The 21,926-nt window shown below is 56.2% G+C and carries 27 protein-coding genes and 1 pseudogene; 14 read left to right on the forward strand and 14 right to left on the reverse strand.

Annotated elements, in window-relative coordinates; genetic code table 11:
- The first annotated feature begins 23 nt into the window (after nt 1–23).
- Nucleotides 24–236, forward strand: a complete 213-nt coding sequence (locus E5Q11_RS04735) for a hypothetical protein (RefSeq protein ID WP_135802216.1) — start codon at nt 24–26, stop codon at nt 234–236.
- 78 nt (nt 237–314) lie between these two features.
- On the opposite strand, the gene E5Q11_RS04740 is transcribed toward E5Q11_RS04735, so the two are convergent.
- Entirely contained in the window at nt 315–584 is a 270-nt protein-coding gene (locus E5Q11_RS04740) for a hypothetical protein (RefSeq protein ID WP_135802217.1), read from the reverse strand.
- Nucleotides 585–673: 89 nt separating this feature from the next.
- Nucleotides 674–1,429, reverse strand: coding sequence for an SDR family oxidoreductase (locus tag E5Q11_RS04745; RefSeq protein WP_135802218.1), 756 nt, complete (start codon nt 1,427–1,429; stop codon nt 674–676).
- A gap of 140 nt (nt 1,430–1,569) precedes the next feature.
- On the opposite strand from E5Q11_RS04745, the gene E5Q11_RS04750 reads away from it, so the two are divergent.
- The 3 genes and pseudogenes from E5Q11_RS04750 to E5Q11_RS04760 all read left to right on the forward strand — a co-directional run bounded on the left by E5Q11_RS04750 (nt 1,570) and on the right by E5Q11_RS04760 (nt 3,304).
- Nucleotides 1,570–2,457, forward strand: coding sequence for a LysR family transcriptional regulator (locus E5Q11_RS04750; protein ID WP_135802219.1), 888 nt, complete (start codon nt 1,570–1,572; stop codon nt 2,455–2,457).
- 134 nt (nt 2,458–2,591) lie between these two features.
- Nucleotides 2,592–2,720 (forward strand): annotated as a pseudogene (locus tag E5Q11_RS17935) (isoprenylcysteine carboxylmethyltransferase family protein); the annotation flags it as partial.
- 140 nt (nt 2,721–2,860) lie between these two features.
- Entirely contained in the window at nt 2,861–3,304 is a 444-nt protein-coding gene (locus E5Q11_RS04760) for a YtoQ family protein (protein ID WP_135802221.1), read from the forward strand.
- A 47-nt stretch (nt 3,305–3,351) separates the two neighbouring features.
- Here the strand turns inward: E5Q11_RS04760 and E5Q11_RS04765 are convergent, their stop codons facing one another.
- Nucleotides 3,352–3,765 (reverse strand): glutaredoxin family protein, encoded by a 414-nt coding sequence (locus E5Q11_RS04765; protein ID WP_135802222.1) that lies wholly within the window; start codon nt 3,763–3,765, stop codon nt 3,352–3,354.
- Nucleotides 3,766–3,883: 118 nt separating this feature from the next.
- Between E5Q11_RS04765 and E5Q11_RS04770 the strand changes: the two genes are divergently transcribed.
- The 6 genes from E5Q11_RS04770 (at nt 3,884) to E5Q11_RS04795 (ending at nt 7,512) form a co-directional block, all read left to right on the forward strand.
- On the forward strand, nt 3,884–4,150 hold the full coding sequence (locus E5Q11_RS04770; protein ID WP_135802223.1) for a DksA/TraR family C4-type zinc finger protein: 267 nt from the start codon (nt 3,884–3,886) through the stop codon (nt 4,148–4,150).
- A 95-nt stretch (nt 4,151–4,245) separates the two neighbouring features.
- The gene (gene rho / locus E5Q11_RS04775; protein ID WP_135802224.1) at nt 4,246–5,217 is read left to right on the forward strand and encodes a transcription termination factor Rho; all 972 of its coding nucleotides are present in this window, start codon (nt 4,246–4,248) and stop codon (nt 5,215–5,217) included.
- 22 nt (nt 5,218–5,239) lie between these two features.
- Nucleotides 5,240–6,379: an alcohol dehydrogenase family protein gene (locus E5Q11_RS04780; RefSeq protein WP_228260621.1), complete on the forward strand. Its 1,140-nt coding sequence runs from the start codon at nt 5,240–5,242 to the stop codon at nt 6,377–6,379.
- A gap of 6 nt (nt 6,380–6,385) precedes the next feature.
- Nucleotides 6,386–6,676 carry a hypothetical protein gene (locus E5Q11_RS04785; RefSeq protein ID WP_135802225.1) on the forward strand — a complete coding sequence of 97 codons (291 nt, stop codon included), beginning with the start codon at nt 6,386–6,388 and terminating at the stop codon, nt 6,674–6,676.
- A 54-nt stretch (nt 6,677–6,730) separates the two neighbouring features.
- Nucleotides 6,731–7,087: a thioredoxin family protein gene (locus tag E5Q11_RS04790; RefSeq protein WP_135802226.1), complete on the forward strand. Its 357-nt coding sequence runs from the start codon at nt 6,731–6,733 to the stop codon at nt 7,085–7,087.
- A 5-nt stretch (nt 7,088–7,092) separates the two neighbouring features.
- Nucleotides 7,093–7,512, forward strand: a complete 420-nt coding sequence (locus E5Q11_RS04795; RefSeq protein ID WP_225314998.1) for a DUF4399 domain-containing protein — start codon at nt 7,093–7,095, stop codon at nt 7,510–7,512.
- A 22-nt stretch (nt 7,513–7,534) separates the two neighbouring features.
- Here E5Q11_RS04795 and E5Q11_RS04800 read toward each other — a convergent pair whose 3' ends face one another.
- The gene (locus E5Q11_RS04800; RefSeq protein ID WP_135802228.1) at nt 7,535–7,771 is read right to left on the reverse strand and encodes a DUF1289 domain-containing protein; all 237 of its coding nucleotides are present in this window, start codon (nt 7,769–7,771) and stop codon (nt 7,535–7,537) included.
- Nucleotides 7,772–7,924: 153 nt separating this feature from the next.
- Between E5Q11_RS04800 and E5Q11_RS04805 the strand changes: the two genes are divergently transcribed.
- A complete protein-coding gene (locus tag E5Q11_RS04805) occupies nt 7,925–9,094 on the forward strand; it encodes a CaiB/BaiF CoA transferase family protein (RefSeq protein ID WP_135802229.1) in 1,170 nt (389 codons plus the stop codon).
- Between the two features lie 12 nt (nt 9,095–9,106).
- On the opposite strand, the gene E5Q11_RS04810 is transcribed toward E5Q11_RS04805, so the two are convergent.
- From E5Q11_RS04810 to E5Q11_RS04825, 4 genes are all read right to left on the reverse strand, one after another.
- The gene (locus E5Q11_RS04810; protein WP_135802230.1) at nt 9,107–10,030 is read right to left on the reverse strand and encodes a LysR family transcriptional regulator; all 924 of its coding nucleotides are present in this window, start codon (nt 10,028–10,030) and stop codon (nt 9,107–9,109) included.
- Between the two features lie 49 nt (nt 10,031–10,079).
- Nucleotides 10,080–11,360: a TRAP transporter large permease gene (locus E5Q11_RS04815; RefSeq protein WP_135802231.1), complete on the reverse strand. Its 1,281-nt coding sequence runs from the start codon at nt 11,358–11,360 to the stop codon at nt 10,080–10,082.
- A complete protein-coding gene (locus E5Q11_RS04820; RefSeq protein WP_135802232.1) occupies nt 11,353–11,853 on the reverse strand; it encodes a TRAP transporter small permease in 501 nt (166 codons plus the stop codon). The genes E5Q11_RS04815 and E5Q11_RS04820 overlap by 8 nt, the downstream gene beginning before the upstream one ends.
- A gap of 86 nt (nt 11,854–11,939) precedes the next feature.
- Entirely contained in the window at nt 11,940–12,947 is a 1,008-nt protein-coding gene (locus E5Q11_RS04825) for a TRAP transporter substrate-binding protein (RefSeq protein WP_135802233.1), read from the reverse strand.
- 400 nt (nt 12,948–13,347) lie between these two features.
- Here E5Q11_RS04825 and E5Q11_RS04830 point away from each other — a divergent pair, with 400 nt between their 5' ends.
- Nucleotides 13,348–14,136: a polysaccharide deacetylase family protein gene (locus tag E5Q11_RS04830; RefSeq protein ID WP_225314944.1), complete on the forward strand. Its 789-nt coding sequence runs from the start codon at nt 13,348–13,350 to the stop codon at nt 14,134–14,136.
- Here the strand turns inward: E5Q11_RS04830 and E5Q11_RS04835 are convergent.
- Both E5Q11_RS04835 and E5Q11_RS04840 read right to left on the reverse strand, forming a co-directional pair.
- The gene (locus E5Q11_RS04835; protein WP_135802235.1) at nt 14,133–16,700 is read right to left on the reverse strand and encodes an ABC transporter permease; all 2,568 of its coding nucleotides are present in this window, start codon (nt 16,698–16,700) and stop codon (nt 14,133–14,135) included. The genes E5Q11_RS04830 and E5Q11_RS04835 overlap by 4 nt on opposite strands.
- Nucleotides 16,690–17,343 (reverse strand): ABC transporter ATP-binding protein, encoded by a 654-nt coding sequence (locus E5Q11_RS04840; protein ID WP_135802438.1) that lies wholly within the window; start codon nt 17,341–17,343, stop codon nt 16,690–16,692. The genes E5Q11_RS04835 and E5Q11_RS04840 overlap by 11 nt, the downstream gene beginning before the upstream one ends.
- A 164-nt stretch (nt 17,344–17,507) precedes the next feature.
- On the opposite strand from E5Q11_RS04840, the gene E5Q11_RS04845 reads away from it, so the two are divergent.
- Nucleotides 17,508–18,413 (forward strand): histone deacetylase family protein, encoded by a 906-nt coding sequence (locus E5Q11_RS04845; protein ID WP_135802236.1) that lies wholly within the window; start codon nt 17,508–17,510, stop codon nt 18,411–18,413.
- Between the two features lie 10 nt (nt 18,414–18,423).
- On the forward strand, nt 18,424–18,714 hold the full coding sequence (locus tag E5Q11_RS04850; protein WP_135802237.1) for a DUF1330 domain-containing protein: 291 nt from the start codon (nt 18,424–18,426) through the stop codon (nt 18,712–18,714).
- A gap of 41 nt (nt 18,715–18,755) precedes the next feature.
- On the opposite strand, the gene E5Q11_RS04855 is transcribed toward E5Q11_RS04850, so the two are convergent.
- The 4 genes from E5Q11_RS04855 to E5Q11_RS04870 all read right to left on the reverse strand — a co-directional run bounded on the left by E5Q11_RS04855 (nt 18,756) and on the right by E5Q11_RS04870 (nt 21,680).
- Nucleotides 18,756–19,373 carry a TPM domain-containing protein gene (locus E5Q11_RS04855; protein WP_135802238.1) on the reverse strand — a complete coding sequence of 206 codons (618 nt, stop codon included), beginning with the start codon at nt 19,371–19,373 and terminating at the stop codon, nt 18,756–18,758.
- A gap of 74 nt (nt 19,374–19,447) precedes the next feature.
- Entirely contained in the window at nt 19,448–20,209 is a 762-nt protein-coding gene (locus E5Q11_RS04860) for a TPM domain-containing protein (protein WP_135802239.1), read from the reverse strand.
- On the reverse strand, nt 20,209–20,769 hold the full coding sequence (locus E5Q11_RS04865; protein WP_404802769.1) for a LemA family protein: 561 nt from the start codon (nt 20,767–20,769) through the stop codon (nt 20,209–20,211). Before E5Q11_RS04865 ends, E5Q11_RS04860 begins: the two co-directional genes overlap by 1 nt.
- A gap of 191 nt (nt 20,770–20,960) precedes the next feature.
- Nucleotides 20,961–21,680 carry a substrate-binding periplasmic protein gene (locus E5Q11_RS04870; protein ID WP_168215610.1) on the reverse strand — a complete coding sequence of 240 codons (720 nt, stop codon included), beginning with the start codon at nt 21,678–21,680 and terminating at the stop codon, nt 20,961–20,963.
- Between the last annotated feature and the right edge of the window lie 246 nt (nt 21,681–21,926).

Here is a 21,926-nt window from a genome sequence, read left to right on the forward strand (position 1 = left end):
GCTGTGTGCAACAGAGAAAACAAATGAAGATTGAAATCTTAGTCCCTTTCTTCAAATGTGAAGAAGATGAAAATATCTTCTTTTCACGAATATCCTCTTTACTTGGTTATGACCGCGTTGTAGTCAAAGGAAAATATTTATACCTAACGCTCAAAGACGATTCTGGGAATCTAGCCCTCGATCAGGTTCAGGAAATTTCTGATTTCTGGGGCATTACCTATAAAGTTTTGGAGTAGTGAACCCAGAATTCCTGCTAACGCAAGTATCTTTCTAATGCGGGCAAGCCAGACTCGACCGCCACTCCAGCACCACCATCACGCCGATAAGAACTTGCGCTTTATAAAAACCGCAACCGCAATAGGCAGCAGATAAGTCACCAGGAAAATGGGCAATTCCTGCATAAACGTATAACCGGCCTGCGTCACCCCTACCCAGATGTTCCAACTGGTGATCACCAGCCAAACAGCCGCGAAAATGCCTGTAGGTGTCCAGCTACGTCCCGCCTGATTATTCAAAAGTTTGGTGACTCCTGTAATAACTGCCCAAAGCAGAATTCCCCCAACAATAATCACTAATGTTCTCATGCTTGCCTCCAGCCATTCTGGGTATGGATCATTCGAACTCGATCATCGCCCCCGGCACACTCGGCCGGGGGCGTTATAGGCTCAATGCGCTATCGGGTGGTGTATCCGCCGTTCGCAAAGAGCGTCTGGCCGGTTATCCACCTGCCCTCGGTTGCCAGGAATTTCACAATGGGAACGATGTCCTCAATCATTGTGAGCCGGTTACCCATGCCCTGCGACTTGTGGAATTCTACGCGCTCCGGAGTTTCCTGGCCGTAGAAAAACGGTGTGTCCATCGGGCCTGGTCCAATATTGTTGACCGATATACCCCGGCCAGACAGCTCCTTGGCCGCGGCGCGGGTAAAGTGTTCCACGGGCGCTTTGCCGCCGGCGTAGGTTGAGTAGCCATCGGTGAATGCGGCCAACAAGGCGGTCACGATGGTAATCAGCTTGCCGTTGTCGTTCAGGTGCAGGCCTGCCTCTTTGATAAAAAAATAGGCGGACTTGGCGTTGATGGCCATCATCTGGTCGAACTCTTCTTCCGTTGTTTCGATGATGGGTTTGCGCAGCACTCTGCCAACGGTGTTGACCGCCACATCAATGCCACCGAAGTGGTCTTTTGCCTGTTGGAAAAGCGCCGCGACGTTATTGGCTTTGGTCAGGTCGCTCTGGATGGCAATGGCGTTGCGGCCCAGGCCTTTGATGGCGTCTACCGTTGCGTCTGCGTCTTTCTCAGTGGCGTCGCTGTTGTAGTGCACCACAACATCCATGCCGCTTGCCGCAAATTCCCGGCTGATAAGGCCGCCGAGGTTCTTGGCGCCGCCAGATACAAGAGCGACTTTCCCGTTCAGATCATTACTAGCCATGATTACTCTCCTGCAGTTTATGAAGGGGTGATCCCGGCCCTGTTTGCGAGCCCGATCACCGTAGATTCAGAGTATGCAATTGGGTTAGGCGCAGGAAGGGTGATAATCTGCAATCAATAATTGCATTTGGCGCAATAAGCATGGGAAGTGTTGAACAGATTTTTGTGCGGGTGGTGGAATCAGGCAGTTTCAAAAAGGCCGCAGAATCCCTGAATCTCGAGCCCTCCTCCGTCAGCCGACAGATTGCGGCCCTGGAAGATCGCCTCCAGGTCAGGCTGCTGCGTCGGTCCACGCAACGGACCACGCCAACGGAGCTTGGGCAGCGCTACTATGAGCGCCTTCGGGTGATTATCGATGATCTGACCGAACTGGAAGAGGAAATCAGGAGCGGCGTTTCCCTTCTTACCGGCAAATTACGCATTACTGCGCCGGTGGATTTTGGCACCCGGTTCGTAGTGCCAGTCACTTGCCGACTGCAGGAGCTGGCCCCGGATTTGTCGGTAGAGCTATTACTGGGCAGCCCTTTTGAGAGCCTGCTGGAGAGCGATATTGATGTCGCCGTGCGAATCGGCGCCCTGCCCGACTCTAGCCTCATCGCCAGGCATCTGGGCCACAACAGACGGGTTCTGGTGGCCAGCCCCGAGTATCTGGAGAAACACGGTACGCCAGCATCCCGGGAGCAACTGGAGCCGCACAATTTCATTCTGTACTCGTCCAGTCAGGCAAGAAGTGACATCGAGTTTTCCGATGGAAATCGCTTTCCGCACACGAAGATCCGGAGCAATATGACTGTCAACAGCGTGTCTGCGGTGCGCAGGCTGGTGCTGGAAGGCAAAGGCATTCACCTTGGCCCCCTGTGGGTATTCGCGGAGGATATCGAGAGCGGCAGGCTGGTTCGTTTACTGCCAGACCAGCCTTTGCGGAGCTTTCCGGTGCACGCGGTTTATCCCGCGCGCTCCTACCTGCCTGTTAAGGTGAGGGAGTTTATCCGGCTGTTGTCGGAAGAGCTGGATTCTCAGATCAACTAGGAAACCAGCCCAGATCTATTTTTCTGAGAATGCACTTTCGGAGATAGCCATGCTTGAGAAACGCATACCTCCCCTGATTCTGGTGCTGATTGTCGGCGCCGCCATGTGGGGTGTTTCTGGGGTCTGGCTGGGGGTTACTCGGAATTGTGTTTTTTGTGCTCTATATGAATCGCTTCCAGATCATTCCTGAGGAACGTGCCCTGCAGCATCTGTTTGGAGACGAATTTCGGGCCTACGAGCAGCAAGTTCGGCGGTGGCTGTAAGTCAGACTCGGCTGCTCAGGCGCTGGCTGCATTTTCGACAGAGAATTGGCTGAGATTCTGTAAAGTGGCGAGCTATGGTAGTGTCTCGCCACTTCAACGCTCCCCATTAACCCTATCCGATGACAACTTAGGAGAACCCCATGATCTGGACTGTCTATCTTTCCGGCGAAATCCACACAGACTGGCGCGAACAGATTAAGGCCGGAGCAGAGGCCGCCGGCTTGCCAGTGGAATTCACCGCACCGGTCACCAATCATGAAGCCAGCGACGCAGCAGGCGATATGCTCGGCAAACCAGACGTAGGCTTCTGGCGTGATCATCAATCGTCCAAAGTAAACGGCATTCGCACCAAGACGATGATTGAGCAGTGCGACCTGGCGGTCATTCGCTTCGGTGACAAATACAAACAGTGGAACGCAGCCTTTGATGCCGGTTACTGTGCGGCTCTGGGCACACCTTATGTCACCCTGCACAATGACGACATTGTGCATCCGCTGAAAGAAGTAGATGCATCCGCCATGGGTTGGGCGCAGACGCCTGAGCAAGTGGTTGAGATTCTGAAGTACGTTACGACAGCCCAGTAGAATCTGAACGCTCTTTGATCAAACGCTGAGATGACAGCCGCTACCGCTCAGGCGTTGGCGGCATCTTCGACAGACGGATCAAACCGCTCTCTCAGCCACTGATTGATGGCTGAGGATTCGTACAGCCACTCCTGCTTTCCATCGCTTTGGGTAACGCGCAGGCAAGGCACTTTGATTCGCCCGCCGCCCTCTTCCAGTTCGGCGCGATGGTATGGGTTGTTCCGGGCATCGCGGTATTCGATGTTCAGGCCCAGCCGGGCAATTTCTTTCCGCACTTTCACGCAGAAGGGGCAGGCCTGAAACTGGTACAGAGCCAGATCCTTGCAGGCGCTATCAATAGCAGCCTGGTCTTCAGCAGACCGGGCCATGGCCTTGGGGGTGGTGAACTTCTCCATCACCAGAATTACAGGGGTCAGTACCAGGCGCAAAAATCGAAAGAAATAACGCATAACGATGTTCATTTAATCAGCCTTGGGTCGGAATATGGTCTTTGGCGTGGGAAGATGGTAACAGTTTGCTGCCCGCAAGGTCAGTGCAGGAAACAGCGGCTCGATTAGACTTCACCCATCGGAGGGTATCATGGCAGGTGGATGGTCACGTGATGGTGCGGTTCAGGATCAGATAGACGCAAGCGTAAAGGATGAGATTGAGCGGGCTCGCAGCCAGTTGAGCAAGGGCGAAAGTGCCGCGGAATGTGAGGAATGCGACCGCCCTATTCCGGAAGCCCGGCGCAAGGCGATTCCCGGCGTGCAACTGTGTGTGGAATGCCAGGCGGCGCTTGAGAAAAAAGATACTCATTCCGGCGGCATCAATCGTCGGGGCAGTAAGGACAGTCAGCTCAGATAATTAGATCGTTAAGGGATAAGCCAAAAGAAACCGGAAAAGATCTTATTCAGCTTAATTCGAAAACATATTCCTCAGATAAGAGCCATCAGACACCCATGACGAGAAAGACATTAGGGTTAACCCGGAAACCAAGTAAAGCAGCTCAACCAGCGACGAACGAAGCCGGAGCTGCGGCCGAGGTTGAAACCGAGACTGATCCTCAAAAACGGTTTTTGAACGGTGTGGCGATCAATCCGGCGCCGGGGATTCGCCTGGAGTCAGGTTCAGACAAACTCACGGTGCGCGCGATAGACTTGATCACGCCGATTGGTATGGGGCAACGAGGGTTGATCGTCGCACCACCGGGGTCTGGAAAATCGACAATCTTAAAGGACATCTGCCAGGCGGTGGGAAAAGCCTACCCCGATATCAAGCTTTACGCGTTACTGATAGATGAGCGACCCGAGGAGGTCACTGATTTCAGGCGCAGCGTTCCGGCTGAGGTACACGCGTCTTCTTCGGATGAAAGCTATGCCCATCACGCCCGCGTTGCCGATGAGCTTCTTGATACCGCACGCCAGCAGGCTGGTGAGGGTCACGATGTAATGATTGTGATTGATTCCCTCACCAGGCTCGCGCGGGTGCATAATGCACAGCAAAAGAGCGGCGGCCGAACCATGTCTGGCGGTGTTGATTCTCGCGCAATGGAGATCCCGCGGAAGCTGTTTGGCGCGGCAAGAAACCTTGAAAATGGCGGCTCGCTGACCATCCTGGCAACCGTTCTGGTTGATACCGGCAGCCGAATGGATCAAGTCATCTTTGAGGAATTCAAGGGCACGGGCAACATGGAACTGGTGTTGTCGAGAGACGTTGCGAACCAGCGAATCTTCCCGGCGCTGGACATTTCCAAAAGCAGTACACGCCGTGAAGAGCTGCTACTGGACCCGAAAAACCTGGACAGCATCAGAGCGTTGCGTCGGGCGCTCAGCAGCCTCAAACCGCTAGAGGGCACAAAAAAGCTGGTTGAACTGCTTGAAAAATACCCTACAAATGCCGAGCTTCTCGAAAACATCCCCGGCCTGACATAGCATCGCCGAGCAAGGTCCCTCAATGCCCAATCTGACTTACCTACGCCCCTTCAACCCTGCCCGCTTCACCCGTCAGAGCGGGCAACCGACCATGAAAGCAGTAGTCACCACCGGCAACGGCGGCTATGACAAGCTCGAATACCGCGATGTGCCCATTCCGGTACCCGCACCCGGCGAGGTTCTATTGAAGGTGTTGGCCGCCGGGGTCAATAACACGGAAATCAATACCCGGCTGGGTTGGTATTCGTCGTCGGTTGAGGGTGGCACCGAACAATTATCGCAAGCCGGGGACGGACCAGCCTCTGAAGACGGCGGCTGGAACGAGTCGACACCCTTCCCTTTCATTCAGGGCACCGACTGTTGTGGGGAGGTAGTTGCCTGGGGTCCGGGTACGAATGGTCCGGCTATTGGCAAGCGGGTTCTGGTCCGGGCCTGTATGCGGCTGAACGGTTTTGATTCGCTGGACAATATCTGGATGGCGTCGGATTTTGATGGCGCTTTTGCCCAGTATGTGACGGTACCGGCCAGCGAAGTCTTTGAAATTCACTGTGACTGGAGCGACGTGGAGCTTGCGACTATCCCCTGCGCCTATGGAACGGCGGAGAACATGCTGCACCGGGCGGGCGTAACCAGCGCTGACCGGCTGCTGGTGACCGGGGCGTCGGGCGGGGTTGGTTCAGCCGTGGTTCAGCTCGCCAAGCGCCGGGGTGCCCATGTAATCGCTGTTGCGGGTGAACGCAAGCTGGATTCTGTAAGGAGCCTGGGCGCGGACCAGGTGGTTGCAAGGGGCCTGGACCTGGCTGTACAGATTGAGGATTCGTCAGTGGATGTGGTGATCGACAATGTCGCCGGTGAGCAGGTGGGCACACTGCTGAAGTTGATGTCCCGCGGTGGCCGGTATGCGTCGTCCGGCGCTATTGCCGGGCCGATCACCACCATCGATATGCGCGACTTTTACCTTAAGGACCTGAGAATGATTGGTTGCACCGCCTGGGACGAACCGGTCTTTCCGAACCTTATCGGTTACATTGAAAACGGTGAGCTTCGTCCGCTTGTTGCGAAAGCCTTTGAACTACAGGACATTGCCACGGCACAGCAGGAATTCCTCAAGAAGACGCATTTTGGTAACTTTGTGCTGGTCCCGCCGCTTATAAGAGAGTAACTCGCCATGACAGATCAATCGCAACATCAGGCATCGAATATCGAAAGAAAATGGTGGGTCGCCGGTATTGCGACCATTCCGGCCTATCTCGTTATTGCACTCATGATCGGTCAACTCGGCCCTTTTACCTGGGTTCTGGCGTTTATTGGCGCCATGCTTGGCACTGGGCTGCTCTACCGGCTGTTCGTATTTCGTCTGGTCGACCGAGGTTTCAGCCCGTGGTATGCGCTGGCCTGGTGGGTGGCGATCCAGTTTATTGCGATCAGCCTTATTATCTGGGCGCTTCAATCATTCTAAGGCGGGCCTTGCGGTAACTGAGCCCAGTTTGAACGCCGGTTTTCTGGAGACTTCATGAGCTTTGATACGAAATACACCGACGACGAACCCGGCATAGAAGAAGTGCGCCAGTCCCGCGGCCTGCTCGTTCTTGAATTCGGCACCAACTGGTGTGGCCATTGCCAGGCCGCTCAGCCTCACATCAGGGAGGCCTTTGCCGCCCACGACGATCTGCAACACCGAAAGATCGAGGACGGCAAGGGTCGGCCCCTGGGCCGGGCCTTCAAGGTCAAGCTCTGGCCAACGCTGATTTTTCTGCGGGATGGTCAAGAGGTTAAGCGCCTGGTTCGCCCTACGGATACGGCCGCTATCGATACTTCACTTACTCACCTATACTCAGATGGGAATAACAAAAACGAGGAAGTGAAATGAACAGGATCAAGATGACACTGTTGTCCGCGCTGCTGATCGCGCCTATCAGTGCGTTTGCACAGGATATGTCCTCAGCCGCACCCGATAACGCCGAGGTATATTTTATTGAGCCAGCCGACGGCGCCACGGTTGAAGGTACTTTCAGGGTTGCGTTTGGTTTACGCAATATGGGCGTAGCGCCTGCAGGTGTTGAGAGAGACAAGACCGGGCACCACCATCTGCTGATCAATACGGATGTGCCTTCGGACATGAGCAAGCCGCTGCCAGCAACAGACCAGGTGAAGCACTTTGGTGGTGGACAAACAGAAACAGAAGTTACGCTACCACCCGGCAAGCATACACTGCAGTTGCTACTGGGCAACTACGCCCACGTGCCCCACAGCCCTGCTGTTGCTTCCAAGAAGATCACGATCACCGTCAAGTAATTGAACACATCATGGGCGGGGCTCAGGATTTCTGGGCCCTGTCTCTCGCCTTTTCATAAAGCTTGCGCAAGGCCCTGGGCTTTTTGCCTTTCCCTGTCCCGTGGGATTCCAGAATCCGAGTCCAGATCGCCTGTTTTTCGTCTGCGGTAAGCTTTTTCCATTCTTTCTTTTCCTGCCGGGTTCGACCGCAAGCTTTGCAGATCTCTTTCTTGTTGAACTCGCAGATGTCGATGCAGGGCTTTTTGGTGACGGGTTCCATCGTAGGTCGGCTCTTTACCTCTCACTAATGTGTGATCAATATGGTGGTGTCCGATCACGCTGTATTCAAGCTATTGCTCTGATATCAAGGCTTGTCCGGTGGGCAGTTCGTATACGCTTTTACAGTAAATCTTTTCAATGACAGGAGCACCCCATGACTGGCCCGCTAGACGGCATCCGCATTATCGACCTTACCGCCATGATATCCGGCCCGCTGGCCACGATGATGCTGGCAGATCAGGGGGCGGAGGTGATCAAGGTGGAGAATCCGGTAGGCGGGGATTTCACCCGCTCGGCCGCGAACCGTCAGGGGGACATGTCTGCGCTGTTTCTGAATAACAACCGCAATAAGAAGTCAGTAGCGCTAAATCTGAAGGAGCCGGCGGGTCGCGAGGCCCTGCTAAAACTGGTGGCCACAGCGGATGTATTTGTACAGAACTTCCGGCCGGGAGTGATTGAGCGTATGGGCCTGGGGGAAGACGAGTTACGGAAAGTAGCGCCAAACCTGATCATGGTGTCCATCAGCGGTTTCGGTGATACCGGCCCCTATTCCCAGCGACCGGTCTATGACCCATTGATTCAGGGGCTGTCCGGCCTAGCGACGGTTCAGGCAGGCTCTGACGAGCGGCGCCCGCAGCTGGTGAGAACCATTCTGCCGGACAAGCTCACCGGCGTAACGGCCGCCCAGGCCATAACCGCTGCCCTGTTTGCTCGCGAACGCACCGGCGAAGCCCAGCACGTAAAACTGTCGATGCTGGATGCGATCATCGCGTTTCTGTGGAGCTCGGACATGGGCAGCCAGACATTTGTGGCTGGTGATCTGCCACAACAGGAGGCTGCCAGCTTCCAGGATCTGATCTACGAAACCACAACCGGTTACATCACCATTGCGGTGCAGAATAATCGCGAATGGCAAGCGCTGATCCGCGCAGTCAATCGGCCGGAATGGGCCGAAGACCCTCGCTTCAAAACGGCCGAGCTAAGGCAGCAGAACATCGATGCACGATTGGAGCTAATCCAATCCGTAATCAGAACCGAATCCGCTGAGCACTGGCTAGAGAGGCTTGAAGAAGAACAGGTGCCCTGCGCACCGGTGCTCACGCGCACCCAGATGCTTGATCACCCACAGGTGAAGGCCAACGACCTGCTGGTGAACTACGACCACCCGCAAGCTGGCGAAATTCGCCAGGCCCGAGGGCCTTCAAGATTTTCCGGGGCGCCGGATCAGCGCATGCAGAGTGCGCCCATGCTGGGCCAGCACACAAAGGCCCTGCTTCTGGAATGCGGTTACTCCGAAGATGAAATCGACAGTCTGATGGCCTGATCGATCAAGGCTTTACTTATCAACTTCCTGAGTCTGGGCGTTGAACACCTCAACGATGGTTTCGCATAGCCATTTATGGCCGGATTCCTTTTCTGAACTCTTGTCCCAGCAAAGGTCAAAGGAAAAAACGACCTCTTCAAGCGGAAGCGGCGCGGCCTTCAGCTTTTTCAGACGTTGATCAAGAGACAGAAGGTGGCTGGGCACGATGGCAATCATGTCGGTCTGCATCAGCAGGTCGGGGATGGTATCCCAGTTGGACACGATCAATGCAGAGTGGCGTTGAAGACCGCGCTCGGCCAGTGCGTCATCAATAACGGTGGTACCTGTTGAAGACTGGGACAGCTTAACGTGGGGCAGGCTGGCATAAAGCTCTGCCGTCATGGGCTCTGAGGCACTGGGGTGATCGGGCCGCATGATCACCACAACATCATCCAGCATCAGCCTTTGGCTGCGCACGGCCTTTGGTTTCAACCGGCCGGGTGTCAGCCTGATCTGCACATCCACCCGGTCCCAGACACTGTCTGCGGAAATGGAGAACGGCACTATATCAATGGTGATGTTTGGCGCTTCCTGGCGGATTCTGCTGGAAAAACTTGGCAGGAAGAAACCGGAAACATAGTCTGCCACCTGCATGCTGAACACTCTGGTTGAGGTGGCAGGCACAAACTGCTGCTGTGCGCTGATGGCATTGGACAGGAACGCCAGCCCGTCCTCAACCTGAACTATGATCTCGTTCGCCCTATCCGTTGGCTCAAGCCCTTTCGCGGTTCGGTAGAACAGCTGATCATTCAGCATGTCGCGTAACCTGCCCAGGGCGTGGCTGACCGCCGAGGGGGACAACCCCAGCTCGTTTGCGGACCTGGAGATTGACCGCTGTTCCATAATCGTTTTGAAGATAACCAGTAAATTTAGATCAAAATCCCTCAGATTCACCATTGTTGCGCGTTCTCTTGGCCTACGGATCTCCACGAAGTGTAGACTCAGCTCAGCCAAATTTCTCGGGCAACCAGAGGGTAACGGCCGGAACATAGGCCACCAGGGCAACCACTGTCAGCAGTACCAGCATAAACGGCCATATGTGCCGTGCCACGGTTTCCACCCGCAGGCCACTGATGCTTGAGGCCACAAAGATGGAATAACCGACCGGTGGTGTCACCATGCCTACGGCAAAGTTGATGACCACCATCGCGCCCAGTTGAACCGGGTCCAGACCGATCTGCTGGCCCAACCCGATCAATACGCCGCTGAGGATAACCATGGCAGAGATGTTGTCCATCACCGCGCCCAGCAACAGCAGCATCACGTTTACGATCAGCAGCAGAATGATCGGGTTGTCCGTTAGCAGCAGCAGTGCCTGGGTCAGCCGAGCGGGAATCTGCTCGCTGGCCATCACCCAGGCAAAACCATAGGCCACTGCGATGATGAACATGATCATGCCGGTGGTTTTCATGGAACTCATCAGAATGGCCGGTATCTGCCGCCAGCTCAGGTCCCGATAAACGAACAGGCCAATGATCACACTGTACAAAGCGCCAACCATGGCCGCTTCTGTGGGTGTGAACATACCGCTGTAGATACCACCAAGAATGACAACCGGCGCCAACAATGCCCAGATCCCATCTTTCATGGCGATCAGAACTTCTTTCACGGTTGCCCGGTTTTCCTTGGCAATACCGTGGTAGCGGGCATAGATAACGCTCACAAGGCAGAAGCCGGTGGCCGCAATCAGGCCGGGGATGATCCCCGCCAGGAACAGCTTGGCGATGGATTCTTCCGCAAGCACACCCCAGATGACCATGGGAATTGAAGGTGGAATCATCTGCCCGAGGGGGCCTACTGCTGTTGCCAGTGCGGCAGCGTAGCCCCGTTGGTAACCGCGGTCCTCGAGTTCATCAATCATGATGGAGCCGACCGCAGCTGTCGTCGCCGGGGCGGAACCGGAGATGGCGCCGAAGAAGGTGCCCGCCGCCACCGTGGACATGGACAGGCCACCGGTCAGGTGCCCGAAAAACTTCTCGGCAACACGAACCAGCCTTCGAGACAGGCCACCGGCGCTCATGATCTCCCCTGCCAGGATGAAGCCAGGAATAGCAAGCAGGCTGGTAACACTGCTTCCGGCAATGAACTGCTGGGGAAGAATCATCGGGTTGATATCCGACATCCAGATACCCACCGCCGCCAACAGGCCAATGGTAAAAGCAATTGGTACGCCCAGTGCCAGCAAGACCACCAGTCCAATCATCATGACTGCGCCAATGTCACCCATGATCAGTCTCCACCGGTTGCCGAATTCGCGTAGGGCGCACAATCAATACCAGCGCATGAAAGCAGATCAGAAAGCCGCTGAAGGGCACGGCCGCGTTCTTGATCCAGATAGGGTATCGCAAAGCTGCAGATTCCTGACCGCTGGTAAATTCAGCAAAGTTCCAGCCGGACCAGAGCATCAGCAAACCGAACGCGAATATAAGCACCAAAATCAGCCTTTCGGTTAGCTCGGCCAGTAAAGGCGGCAGCGCATCCACCAGCAGGGTGACACGCACATGCCCGCCCTCTCTGACCAGGGCACTGGCAAACAGAAAGATGGTCCAGGTGAAAGCCAGCGACGCCACTTCATCGTTCCAGATCAGGGAGTCTTCCAGCACATATCGGTAGAAGACGCCGAGCAAGAGGCTTGCAACCATGATCAGTGCCGTCACGGCGCCAGCCACCTGAGCCCCGAAAGCCAGGCCGCGTCCCACATTATCGAGATAGTGATACATCTGAACGTTTCCTGGTTTCGGGGTTTCGGATTTAAGGTATCCGGATTTAAGGTTTCAGGATGGCCGGGGTTCACAGCCCGTGGCCGTTATTCAGCCACTTGCTCAAGGGCCTTGTTGACGATGTCTTCACCGATCACCTCGCTGTACGCATCATAGATGCCGGCGACGCGCTCGCGGAATGCAGCCACGTTAGCCACTTCGTTAACAGCCATACCGGCTTCCCGGATCTGATCCAGAACCTTGTCGTTATTGGCAGCAACGGTCGCACGCTGACGATCAATGGCGCGTCTTGCGGCCTTATGGACGGCTTCCTGATTTTCCGCAGACAGCTTGTTAAAGGTCTGCTTGGACATCAGCAGCGCCAACGCGTTGTAGGTATGGCTGGTCAACGAAAGGTAGTCGGTCACCTCCGGGTATTTGTTGGCATAGATCACCGGTAGCGGGATTTCCAGGCCATCAACGGTTCCCTGCTGCACGGCGGTGAATACATCGCTCCAGGCCATCGGTACCGGGTTCGCGCCGATTGCACGGAAGCTGTCGAGGAACAGATCGCTGGGCTGAACCCGAAGCTTCACGCCTTTGAAGTCGGCAGGGCTATTGATGGGGCGTTCGTTATTGATGGTGTGACGGAAACCTGCTTCGGGAAAACCGAGCCCGACGATGCCCTTGGAATCGAGCAACGACAGCAGCTTCTGCCCCACTTCGCCGTCCAGAACCTTGTGAGCCTGCTTGTTATTCGCGTAGAGGAACGGAAGATCATTCAACTGGAATGCAGACTCAATTGTGCCGACCTGGGTTCCGGTAATAACACCCGCACCCATGGTTCCGAACTGCATGGCCTGAAGCATTGCGGTGTCGTCACCCAACTGGTGGTTCGGGAAAAACTGAACATTGAACTCGCCGGGTGCTGCAGCTTCGAGTTCTTCCGCAAAGTAACGGGCAGCAATGGCGTAGGGGTCTACTTCGCTGTCGGCCGTTGTCCAGCCCAGCTTGATGGTTGTTTCAGCATGACTGATTGCCGCAGCTCCAAGAAAGACAGCAGCTGTTACACCGCCAAGAGCGGATGTCAGGTACTTGCGGTTAAGTATTTTCATTGTTGTTCTCCGGTGCAAAGCAGACTGAAAATCAAGCCCGGGCATACTGTTTTCATTATTTCAGTGAAACCTGTTTTGCCAGACTTAATCTCATTATTGTTTTCCCGATTTGTGTCGGTAGCAAAAATATAGAGTAAAGATTTTTAAAGCGCAAACTTAATATTATGCAGCTTAAAGTGCATGTGATTCAGGTTGATCAAATTCAATTTCATTCACGCTCAAGTGCATGAAATTGAACTAACAAAATACTTTTATTTTCTCAATATCAGGTATATATTCAATGCACGGAATCCTTAAGCGGGCTTGACCCTGGCAGGAAATAATAATGAATAATATTATTAAATGTGAAAATAAATATTTAAATAAAGGATTTAAATGGCCAGATAATAAAAGACTGGCCATGGTCTTCAATGTGGCCTATGAAATGTGGACTCCGGGCAACTGCTCCAGCGTCAACCCGATGGGTAATGTGCTGTCAGGCAATGTCACTGACCCGAACGCCGACAGCTACGGCCGCTACAATGCGAACGCCGGCTGCCGCAGGCTGTTTGATATAGCCGAGCGCCATGGTGTCATCACCAGCGTGTTTACCTCAGGGCTGGTTGCAGAAAACCACGCGGGGGAACTCAGAACCGTGGCGGATTATGGCCATGAAATCATCGGCCACAGTTACGGGCAGGATATGCTTTTCCCCTATCTGACCGACGAGGAACGGGAAGACAACATCGTAAGCTCCACCCGCTTTTTCGAGCAGGCCACCGGAAAGCAGCCCCAGGGCTGGATAAGCCCCCGCATCACCTCGGATCTGGATGTGCAGCGCAGGCTAGCCAGGCACGGCTACCAATGGCACGGAGACGCACTTGACCATGATCTGCCCTACCTGCAGTGCTTTGACGACAGTGAGATCCTGGCGATACCGGTGACCATTGATTTCAACGACCTGCCCCACGCCATGCGCTTTGGCCGGACCCCCGAACAGTTTGTTCAGATGTTCATAACGGCATTGGACAAATTGCTGGCATGCAACACGGAAACGCTGATTCTGGATGTCATCGTGCATGGGCACTGTTACGGCAGGCCAGCCGCAGCCTGGGCCTTTGAAGAAATCGTGAAGCGGTGTGCCAGCGAAAAGGACCTGTGGCTGACAACCCGCGGTCAGATTTTCGATTACACCCGGCCGTTTTTCTAACTGTCCCGCAACAACTCCGCCGGGTTCAGGCGCATGGCCTTCAGCGTGGGTAGCAGCCCACCCAGCAGTGCCAGAGCGCTGACACCCCCGGCCACCAGAGCACCGATCCACCAGAGATCCCCCGCCGGTAGCTTCAGGGCCAGATCCGCCACTGGCAATGCAATCAGCGAGCCCAGGCCGGTGGCAAAGACCGTCGCCAGTAACGTCAACAGGCCCGTTTCCAGCAGCATGGACTGGCGAATGGCCTGATGCCGGGCACCCAGACAGTGAAGCAGGTTGGCCTCGTAGAGCTGCCGCCTGCGGCTGACACTGACCACGCTGGACAGCACCAGCAGACTTGCCATCAGGCTGACTGCAGCAACGGCGGCCAACCCAGCCGCCGCTTTGCCCAACAGATCACCGGCGGTTTTCAGCCAGTCTGCGGTGCGCAGGGTGATAACATTGGGGATATTTCTGGCCAGCCACTGCTGGGATTGTTTCGCCGCCGCGTCACTCTGGTAAACCGCCCCCACGTACAGGTTGATCAGCTCGTCCAGCGCCCCCTCCTGAAGAATCCCTTCAAACCAGAATCGGGTCTGCAGGCCTTTCTGGCGGTAGATCGCGCGGATCTCGATGTCAATTGGCTGATCCTGGGCGGTAAAGGTGATTCGATCACCCACAGTCAGCCCAAGCTGGTAGGCCTCCCTGTCTTCCATGGCCATGTATGCCGGTTCACCTTCAGGGGCGGGCTCCTCCCACCAGCTGCCCTCAATTACTTCCAGGCCTTCCGGGTTGCTGGACAGGTAGCTGAGTTTGTATTCGTCCCCCATGGCCTCGCGCCGCGCTCGTGAGTCGTCTGCCAAGACTTCGGATAACGGCTCACCGTTGATGGTGGACATGCGCGAGCGCACCAGTGGCAGCAGCTCTACCCTGCTGGAATCATCCAGTTCGGCAAGGCCGGCTTCCAGGTCGGCCATCTGGTCCGGGAACACTTCATACAGAATCAGCGCCGGTGCATCCGCCGGTATGGTGGTTTCCAGAGCGCGCAGCAGTGTGGTGACCACCAGGGTACAGGCAACCACCAGCGTCAGCGCTGTCCCCAGGGACAGAAGCGTTGCCCTTAGGGGTGAGTCGGGCCGGTGAAGGTTGGCCAGTGCCAGCCGCCGTGCGAAATTACGGTCCGCGAAGCCGCTGTCTTCCAGCCTTTTTGCGCCCTTTCGAAGCCCTTTGATAATGGCTTCGAGCAATCCCCAGAGCAGGACCACCGCCAGCAGGAACAGAAAGCCCAGTTGCGGTGACGGCAACCAGAACAGGGTTGCGGAGATATACACCGCCAGCAGCAGGTAGCTGGCCATCCGCCAGCTGCGCGGTTCATTCTTGGCCGCCTGGACCTGACCCCGGAACAGCCCGGCCGGCGAAGCCGCAAGGGCCCTGGCCAGTGCCGGCAAGGCGAATACGTAGGCCGTAAGCACCGCAAACAGCCAGCTTAGCAACAGCGGCACAAACCACAGGGAGATCCAGTCACCGGCGCCGGCAGGGCCTGCCAGATCGTAGGCGTCACCTGCCATGCTGATGGCCACAGCAGCAAAGCCCAGCCCGACACCGCCGCCCACCAGGCCAGCAATTGTGCCCAGTATGCCAATCTGTAACAGGTAGATGCCCACCAGTGGTTTGCGCCGCAAGCCCAGCGTCTGCAGGGTGGCGATGGTGCCCAGTTTTTCATCCAGATAGGCATGGATGCTGTTAGCAACGCCCAGGCCGCCAATAAACAGCGTGGTAAAGGCAATCAGAATCAGCGCCGTGGCGATCTGATCCAGCCGTTCGGAAATGCGTTCGCTGCGTTCGGCAAAGGTGGTGGTGTCCCAGTTGGTTGCCGGGAAGGCCCGTTCGAAGTCTTCCAGCCAGACCTCCAGGTTCTGGTCGGTCTGGACCCGGTATTCATAATCGACGCGGCTGCCGGGCCGGATCAGGTTGGTGGCATCCAGTGCCTCTTCAGAGATCATGATGGGCAGGCCTCGCCAGTTGGCGTTCAGGCGCCGGTCCGGTTGCTGTTCAATAAGGCCACTGATGCGAAAGGTAGCAGCACCGATGTCTATCTCATCACCAATGGACTGACCCAGACGCTCCGCAAGCATGGGGTCGATGATCGCACCCCAGCGCCCATCCTGTTTTGCGTTAAGCTCAGCTCGAGGCTGATCCGGCGTCAGTTGCAGGTCGCCGTACAGTGGGTAGGCCTGGTCCGGGATCAGTATTTCCGCCCGGAAAAAGCCGTCACCTTGGCTGCCACTGACAATGGTGTCGAATTCCCGCACCAGGGAAATACGACCGGTATTGCTGATCCAGTTCCGCACGTCATCCGGCAGGGGTTCATTGGAATCCAGCTCCACATCCCCGCCCAGAAGCGCGCGGGTATCCGCCAGCAGGCTCTGCTCGATCACCCGGTAAAGGCTGGCCGTGGCCGCTACCAGGGTAACGCCCAGAATCAGGCAGGCGAGGAAGACTTTCAGGGCTGAAATGCGGGATCGCAGATCGGTCACCGCGAATTTGAGCATCCACAAGGGCTTCGCGGCAGTTTCAGATTTCATAAAGACGCCCGCCCTCCATCCGTACCCGGTGGTTGCAGCGCTCGGCCACGCGTTCGTCGTGGGTGACCAGCACCAGGGTGGATTTGCTTTGCTTGTGCAGGTCAAAAAGCAGCGACAGCACTTTTTCTCCGGTTTGCTGGTCCAGGTTGCCGGTTGGCTCATCGCCCAACAATAGGCTCGGCTGGTGAACCAGAGCCCGCGCAATGGCTACACGCTGCTGTTCGCCGCCGGACAGCTGCCCCGGATAATGCTGAACCCGGTGGCTGAGCCCCACCGCATCCAGCATGGCCAGCGCCTGTTCCCGGGCACTGGCCTGCCCCGCAATTTCCAGCGGCAGGCTGACGTTACCCAGCGCAGTCAGGCCCGGCAGCAGGTGGAAAGACTGGAAAATGATGCCAAGATGTTCGCTGCGCCAGTCTGCCAGGGTGTTGGCGTCCATATCCCCAAGGCGCTGGCTGCCAACCAGGATTTCACCGCTGTCAGGACGTTGCAGGCCGGATAGCAATAGCAGCAAAGAGGTTTTACCACTGCCAGAGGGGCCGGTTATGGCCAGTGTGTCACCAGGCGGGACCGTGAGTGAGGCTTGGTTAAGCACCGACACGGTGCCTGATTCAGTCGGGTAAGCGAGCTGGATGTCACTCATCTGGACGCTGGTGGACACTGAATATTCCTCTGTTTGCTGGCGTGTTTGGATAAGGTGTTGAGTGTACGAGCCAACCCGGGCACTGGCGCACTATGAATGACCGGCAATCCCACCTGCAACCGGGTCCGTAAGACCTTATCTGATTCATCGTTGCCGGAAACCCCATGGCCGTCCCCATTGTCTATCACCCGGATTACAGTTTTCCGTTTCCGGACAAGCACCGCTTCCCAATGGAAAAGTTCGGGCTGCTTGCCGACCACATGCGCGCGCTGGGACTGCTCACGCCCCGGAATGGCTTCAGGCCAGGCCCTTGCCGTCAGGCCTGGCTGACCCAGACCCACTGCCCCGACTACCTTGCCCGCTTTGCCGCCAACCGGCTTTCAGCCACAGAGACCCGGCAGATGAACCTGCCCTGGAGTGAAGGGCTGGTACGGCGTACTTTTCTGGCGCCGTCCGGTACGGTTCTGACGGCGCAACTGGCCCTGCAGCACGGCATTGCCTGCCACCTGGCCGGTGGCACCCATCACGCGCATTTCGATTACGCGGCCGGTTTCTGCATTCTCAATGACCTGGCCATAACGGCGAAGGTGCTTCTGAAACAGCCGGGTATCAAGCGGGTCCTGATTTTCGATGTTGATGTCCATCAGGGCGATGGCACCGCCGCGCTTCTGGCGAACGAACCGGGCGCTTTCACCTGCTCAGTTCACTGCGAGCGCAACTTCCCGTTCGAGAAACAGGTCAGCGATCTTGACGTAGCATTGCCGGATGGAATGGTTGACGAGGATTATCTGGCGGTTGTGCATGACACGCTGAACAAGGCGTTGATGTTAGCGAAGCCGGATATCGTTCTGTATGACGCCGGGGTAGATGTTTTTGAGGGGGACCCACTCGGCAGGCTGAATATTTCAGAAACGGGCATCCGGGAACGGGATTATCAGGTGCTCAGCGAACTCAGGCGTCGTGGCATTCCGGTGGCGACGGTGATTGGCGGCGGCTACGACGATGATCGGATGGCATTGGCCCGGCGCCATGGCATTGTAGTGGAACAGGCAAGCCGCGTTTTCCAATAAGAGAATAAAAATGACAGCCTATGCAATTGGTCAGATAACCATCAAAGACCCCGTGAAATGGCAAGAATACAGAAGCCGGGTTCCGGAAACGGTCGTACCCTGGGGCGGCGAACTTGTGCTTCGTGGCACCCGCGCGAAAGCCCTGAGCGGACAGCAGCGCCACACGGATACGGTTGTGATCCGGTTTCCCGATATTGAAGCAGTCACCGGGTGGCATGACTCTCCTGCCTATCAGGAGCTGGTACCACTTCGAAAAGAAGCCGCCGATGTGGACCTGATCAGTTACGAAGCGGACCAGTAGACGTCAGAGCGAAAAAGGCGGCCCTGTCAGGCCGCCCTCTGCTAGTCCAGAATCACCAGGTGATTCGGTAACTCGTTTCGCTCATGGGTTGCCGGCAAGTTGCTCTTCAGCAGCGTTCCGCAGGCAGCTATGCACTCCAGAAACCCTTCACGCGTTTTGCCCTGACGGACCTTGGCCGTGAAATCCGCCACTATGCCTTCCCACATTCTGTTGTCCAGAACGTCCGCGATGCCCTGATCCACCAGGATTTCAACGTAGCGCTCAGCTTCTGAAACAAAGATCAGCATGCCCGTGCCACCCCGGGTGTGATGCAGGTTCTGCTCCAGAAACTGACGGCGCGCCAGGTTTGAGGCGCGCCAGTGCCGAACCTGCCTGGGAATCAACCGGGTATTGATGCCTGGCAACCGGAACACCAGGCTCAACATAACAAACATACCCCATTGCACCAGCATCAGAAGGTCGGCGCTGAACCAGCCGCCAAAATAATTGGCAATACCGGGCACCAGCAGTGCCAGTATGCCGGCCCAGACCAATGGGATGTAGCTGTAATTGTCAGACTGGGCCGTCAGCACGGTCACCAGCTCTGCGTCGGTTTCCCGCTCCACGTCGTTGATGGCGGCGGTAACGGCTTCCTGGTCGCTCTTACTGAGTAATGTCATGATTTTTGGCTCTCGCTTCTGTGGCTTTCCATGTCAAACGTGGGGATTCAGCGGGTGTGTTGCCCGGTGCGGGCTTACCAGCCACCGGACGCACCACCACCGCCAAAGCCGCCTCCGCCGCCGCCAAAACCGCCACCGCCGAAGCCACCGCCACCACGGCCGCCCATGGCACCGCCGAGCATGGCTGCACCCAACAGCGCTGCGCCGCCCCGGCCGCCGCGCCCACCGCGGCTGCCGATGAAGAACACCGTTGCCATCATGATGATAAAGAACAGCGCGACCATTCCTCCGTTTGGCTTCTCAGCAAGCGCAGTGCGTGGGCGACCTTGGGAGACCGCCAATGGGTCACCGCCAAGCACCTGAACCATGGCTGAGGCACCATTGAATATCCCCGCTTCAAACTGGCCCTTTTTAAATGCCGGCGTGATAATCCGGTTGATAATGACTGAGGAATCAGCGTCAGTAAGCCTGCCTTCCAGGCCGTAACCCACTTCGATTCGCACTTTTCGCTCTTCCTCTGCAACGATCAGCAAGGCGCCATTATCTTCGTCCTTCTGACCGATGCCCCACTCACGGCCCAACTGATAACCATAATCCTCAATGGTATATCCCTGCAGGTCTGGCAGTGTCACCACCACAACCTGCTCCGTGCTGGCCTGTTCGTGGGCTTGAAGCATCTGGGTCAGGCGGGTTTCAACCTCCGGGGACAGCATTTCGGCACGGTCGACTACCCTGCCCGTCAGCTCTGGGAAATCCGGAGTCGACTGAGCCAGTGCCGTGCCCGGAAGTAACAGTAATAACGACAACAGCAGGCTTTCGCGCGGCAGAACAGACATCAGAATTCCACCGCAGGTGCTTCGTCTGCATTTTCCGTGGTCGCTTCAAAATTGGCGCGGCGCTCAAGATCGCTGTACAGAATGCTGTGCCAGATCTTGCCCGGGAAAGTACGCAGCTCAGTGTTGTACTGCTCGACGGCCTGGATGAAATCACGGCGCGCGACTGCGATTCTGTTCTCCGTGCCTTCAAGCTGTGACTGCAAGGCCAGGAAGTTCTGGTTGGATTTCAGATCCGGGTATCGCTCAGACACCGCCATCAGCCTGCTCAAGGCACTGCTCAGCTCGCCCTGGGCCTGCTGGAACTGCTGCAGTTTTTCTGGGTTGTTGAGGATGCTTTCGTCCACCTGAATCGAGGTCGCTTTGGAACGCGCCTCAATAACGGCGGTCAGGGTTTCCTGCTCCTGGGCTGCAAAGCCTTTGACGGTCTCAACCAGGTTCGGAATCAGATCTGCACGGCGCTGATACTGGTTTTCTACCTGAGCCCAGGCGGCGGTCACCCGCTCATCGTAGGTGGGAATGTTGTTAATACCGCAGCCAGTGAGCAGAAGAACCAGCGCCATAAGCGAAGGTAGCCGCCAGAAGGACCGGCGGTAGAACGAAATTGAGGGGGTTTGCATCATGCTCTATCCCTGAGTTGGTTGCTTTGCAAGGGTGGATAGTCAGCCGCGGGGCCAACTTTTTCTGATGGTCCGTAATTTGGGCCAGATCCTGTGTTTTCAAGGATCTTACTTTCGCAATCATGGCGAGAAGATTAATCCGTTATGACAGGCACTTCCGGAAGGTTCAACTGATAGCTCTGGAGAATGGAATCAAAAGTGGCGTCCGCCTTGATAGTTTGCAGTGCCTCGTCAAATTCCCGGACATAGCCAGGTTCAACTCGCCGTTTTGAGAAAGCGACATAGGTTGGCGATGTAGACACAACCAGGGGAAGGCCAGTTTCGCTTGCCCGCACGATCTGGATCTGGTTTTCCAGGCCCATTTCCTTGAGGTAGTACATGGTCGGCAACAGGTCCCCGATGAACACATCAGTGCGCCCTGCTTTGAGCAGCTGAAGATTCCGTGGGATGGTCTGGGACACCTCCAGCGCCCGGAAGGGCTGGTTTTTCAGCATGCGATCAAAGCGCTCGCCATAGTAGTAACCCAGCTGGATTCCCACACTCAGGCCCGGGGCTTCACTCAGCTCACTGGACAGGGTCATAGGCCCATGGGAGAAAAACACGTAGGTTTCATCGATCAGAACAGAGTCGTGGTAATGGCCCCAGGCCGAGCGCTCTTCTGTGAGCCCTGCGTTGAATGCGGCATCGGCGTTACCTACGGCGACCTCCTGCAGCACGCGCTTCCAGGGATCGATTCTGAACTCGACTTCATGCCCGGTCTGGCGAACCGCTTCCCGAATGACGTCCACCAGAATTCCGGTGATGTTGCCGTTTTCATCGGTGTAGGCCAGCGGTGGGTTTTCCAGGGTACGCATCTGCAGAGGCTCACCCTCTAATGGGCGCGGGGGTTCATTCAGGGCGTACTCACCAGAAACGGGGAGGCAGAATATGAGCGCAGCCAGCCCAACCATCAAAGGCCTGGCCGTGACCCATTTGTGAAATTTATTACCCTTACGGTAAACAACTAACAAACTATTCTCCCTTGCGCCCTGTGGCATTTTCCCGCCTGTCCTTCCGGGAAATATAGCCCCTATTGCATAGAATTTCCCATTCTTATCAAT

The organism is Marinobacter confluentis, assembly GCF_004785685.1.
GTDB classification, from domain to species: Bacteria; Pseudomonadota; Gammaproteobacteria; order Pseudomonadales; family Oleiphilaceae; genus Marinobacter; species Marinobacter confluentis.

Excerpts from the sequence above, each read along its gene's own strand:
- E5Q11_RS04800 (WP_135802228.1), bottom strand. The coding sequence starts at position 7,771 with ATGGAACCCGTCACCAAAAAGCCCTGCATCGACATCTGCGAGTTCAAC.
- E5Q11_RS04765 (WP_135802222.1), bottom strand. The coding sequence starts at position 3,765 with ATGAACATCGTTATGCGTTATTTCTTTCGATTTTTGCGCCTGGTACTG.
- rho (WP_135802224.1), top strand. The coding sequence starts at position 4,246 with ATGACGAGAAAGACATTAGGGTTAACCCGGAAACCAAGTAAAGCAGCT.
- E5Q11_RS04780 (WP_228260621.1), top strand. The coding sequence starts at position 5,240 with ATGCCCAATCTGACTTACCTACGCCCCTTCAACCCTGCCCGCTTCACC.
- E5Q11_RS04830 (WP_225314944.1), top strand. The coding sequence starts at position 13,348 with ATGGTCTTCAATGTGGCCTATGAAATGTGGACTCCGGGCAACTGCTCC.
- E5Q11_RS04790 (WP_135802226.1), top strand. The coding sequence starts at position 6,731 with ATGAGCTTTGATACGAAATACACCGACGACGAACCCGGCATAGAAGAA.
- E5Q11_RS04860 (WP_135802239.1), bottom strand. The coding sequence starts at position 20,209 with ATGTCTGTTCTGCCGCGCGAAAGCCTGCTGTTGTCGTTATTACTGTTA.
- E5Q11_RS04785 (WP_135802225.1), top strand. The coding sequence starts at position 6,386 with ATGACAGATCAATCGCAACATCAGGCATCGAATATCGAAAGAAAATGG.
- E5Q11_RS04865 (WP_404802769.1), bottom strand. The coding sequence starts at position 20,769 with ATGGCGCTGGTTCTTCTGCTCACTGGCTGCGGTATTAACAACATTCCC.
- E5Q11_RS04750 (WP_135802219.1), top strand. The coding sequence starts at position 1,570 with ATGGGAAGTGTTGAACAGATTTTTGTGCGGGTGGTGGAATCAGGCAGT.
- E5Q11_RS04735 (WP_135802216.1), top strand. The coding sequence starts at position 24 with ATGAAGATTGAAATCTTAGTCCCTTTCTTCAAATGTGAAGAAGATGAA.
- E5Q11_RS04835 (WP_135802235.1), bottom strand. The coding sequence starts at position 16,700 with ATGAAATCTGAAACTGCCGCGAAGCCCTTGTGGATGCTCAAATTCGCG.
- E5Q11_RS04810 (WP_135802230.1), bottom strand. The coding sequence starts at position 10,030 with ATGGTGAATCTGAGGGATTTTGATCTAAATTTACTGGTTATCTTCAAA.
- E5Q11_RS04840 (WP_135802438.1), bottom strand. The coding sequence starts at position 17,343 with ATGAGTGACATCCAGCTCGCTTACCCGACTGAATCAGGCACCGTGTCG.
- E5Q11_RS04805 (WP_135802229.1), top strand. The coding sequence starts at position 7,925 with ATGACTGGCCCGCTAGACGGCATCCGCATTATCGACCTTACCGCCATG.
- E5Q11_RS04870 (WP_168215610.1), bottom strand. The coding sequence starts at position 21,680 with ATGCGTACCCTGGAAAACCCACCGCTGGCCTACACCGATGAAAACGGC.
- E5Q11_RS04770 (WP_135802223.1), top strand. The coding sequence starts at position 3,884 with ATGGCAGGTGGATGGTCACGTGATGGTGCGGTTCAGGATCAGATAGAC.
- E5Q11_RS04815 (WP_135802231.1), bottom strand. The coding sequence starts at position 11,360 with ATGGGTGACATTGGCGCAGTCATGATGATTGGACTGGTGGTCTTGCTG.
- E5Q11_RS04855 (WP_135802238.1), bottom strand. The coding sequence starts at position 19,373 with ATGACATTACTCAGTAAGAGCGACCAGGAAGCCGTTACCGCCGCCATC.
- E5Q11_RS04760 (WP_135802221.1), top strand. The coding sequence starts at position 2,861 with ATGATCTGGACTGTCTATCTTTCCGGCGAAATCCACACAGACTGGCGC.
- E5Q11_RS04745 (WP_135802218.1), bottom strand. The coding sequence starts at position 1,429 with ATGGCTAGTAATGATCTGAACGGGAAAGTCGCTCTTGTATCTGGCGGC.
- E5Q11_RS04845 (WP_135802236.1), top strand. The coding sequence starts at position 17,508 with ATGGCCGTCCCCATTGTCTATCACCCGGATTACAGTTTTCCGTTTCCG.
- E5Q11_RS04820 (WP_135802232.1), bottom strand. The coding sequence starts at position 11,853 with ATGTATCACTATCTCGATAATGTGGGACGCGGCCTGGCTTTCGGGGCT.
- E5Q11_RS04825 (WP_135802233.1), bottom strand. The coding sequence starts at position 12,947 with ATGAAAATACTTAACCGCAAGTACCTGACATCCGCTCTTGGCGGTGTA.
- E5Q11_RS04850 (WP_135802237.1), top strand. The coding sequence starts at position 18,424 with ATGACAGCCTATGCAATTGGTCAGATAACCATCAAAGACCCCGTGAAA.
- E5Q11_RS04740 (WP_135802217.1), bottom strand. The coding sequence starts at position 584 with ATGAGAACATTAGTGATTATTGTTGGGGGAATTCTGCTTTGGGCAGTT.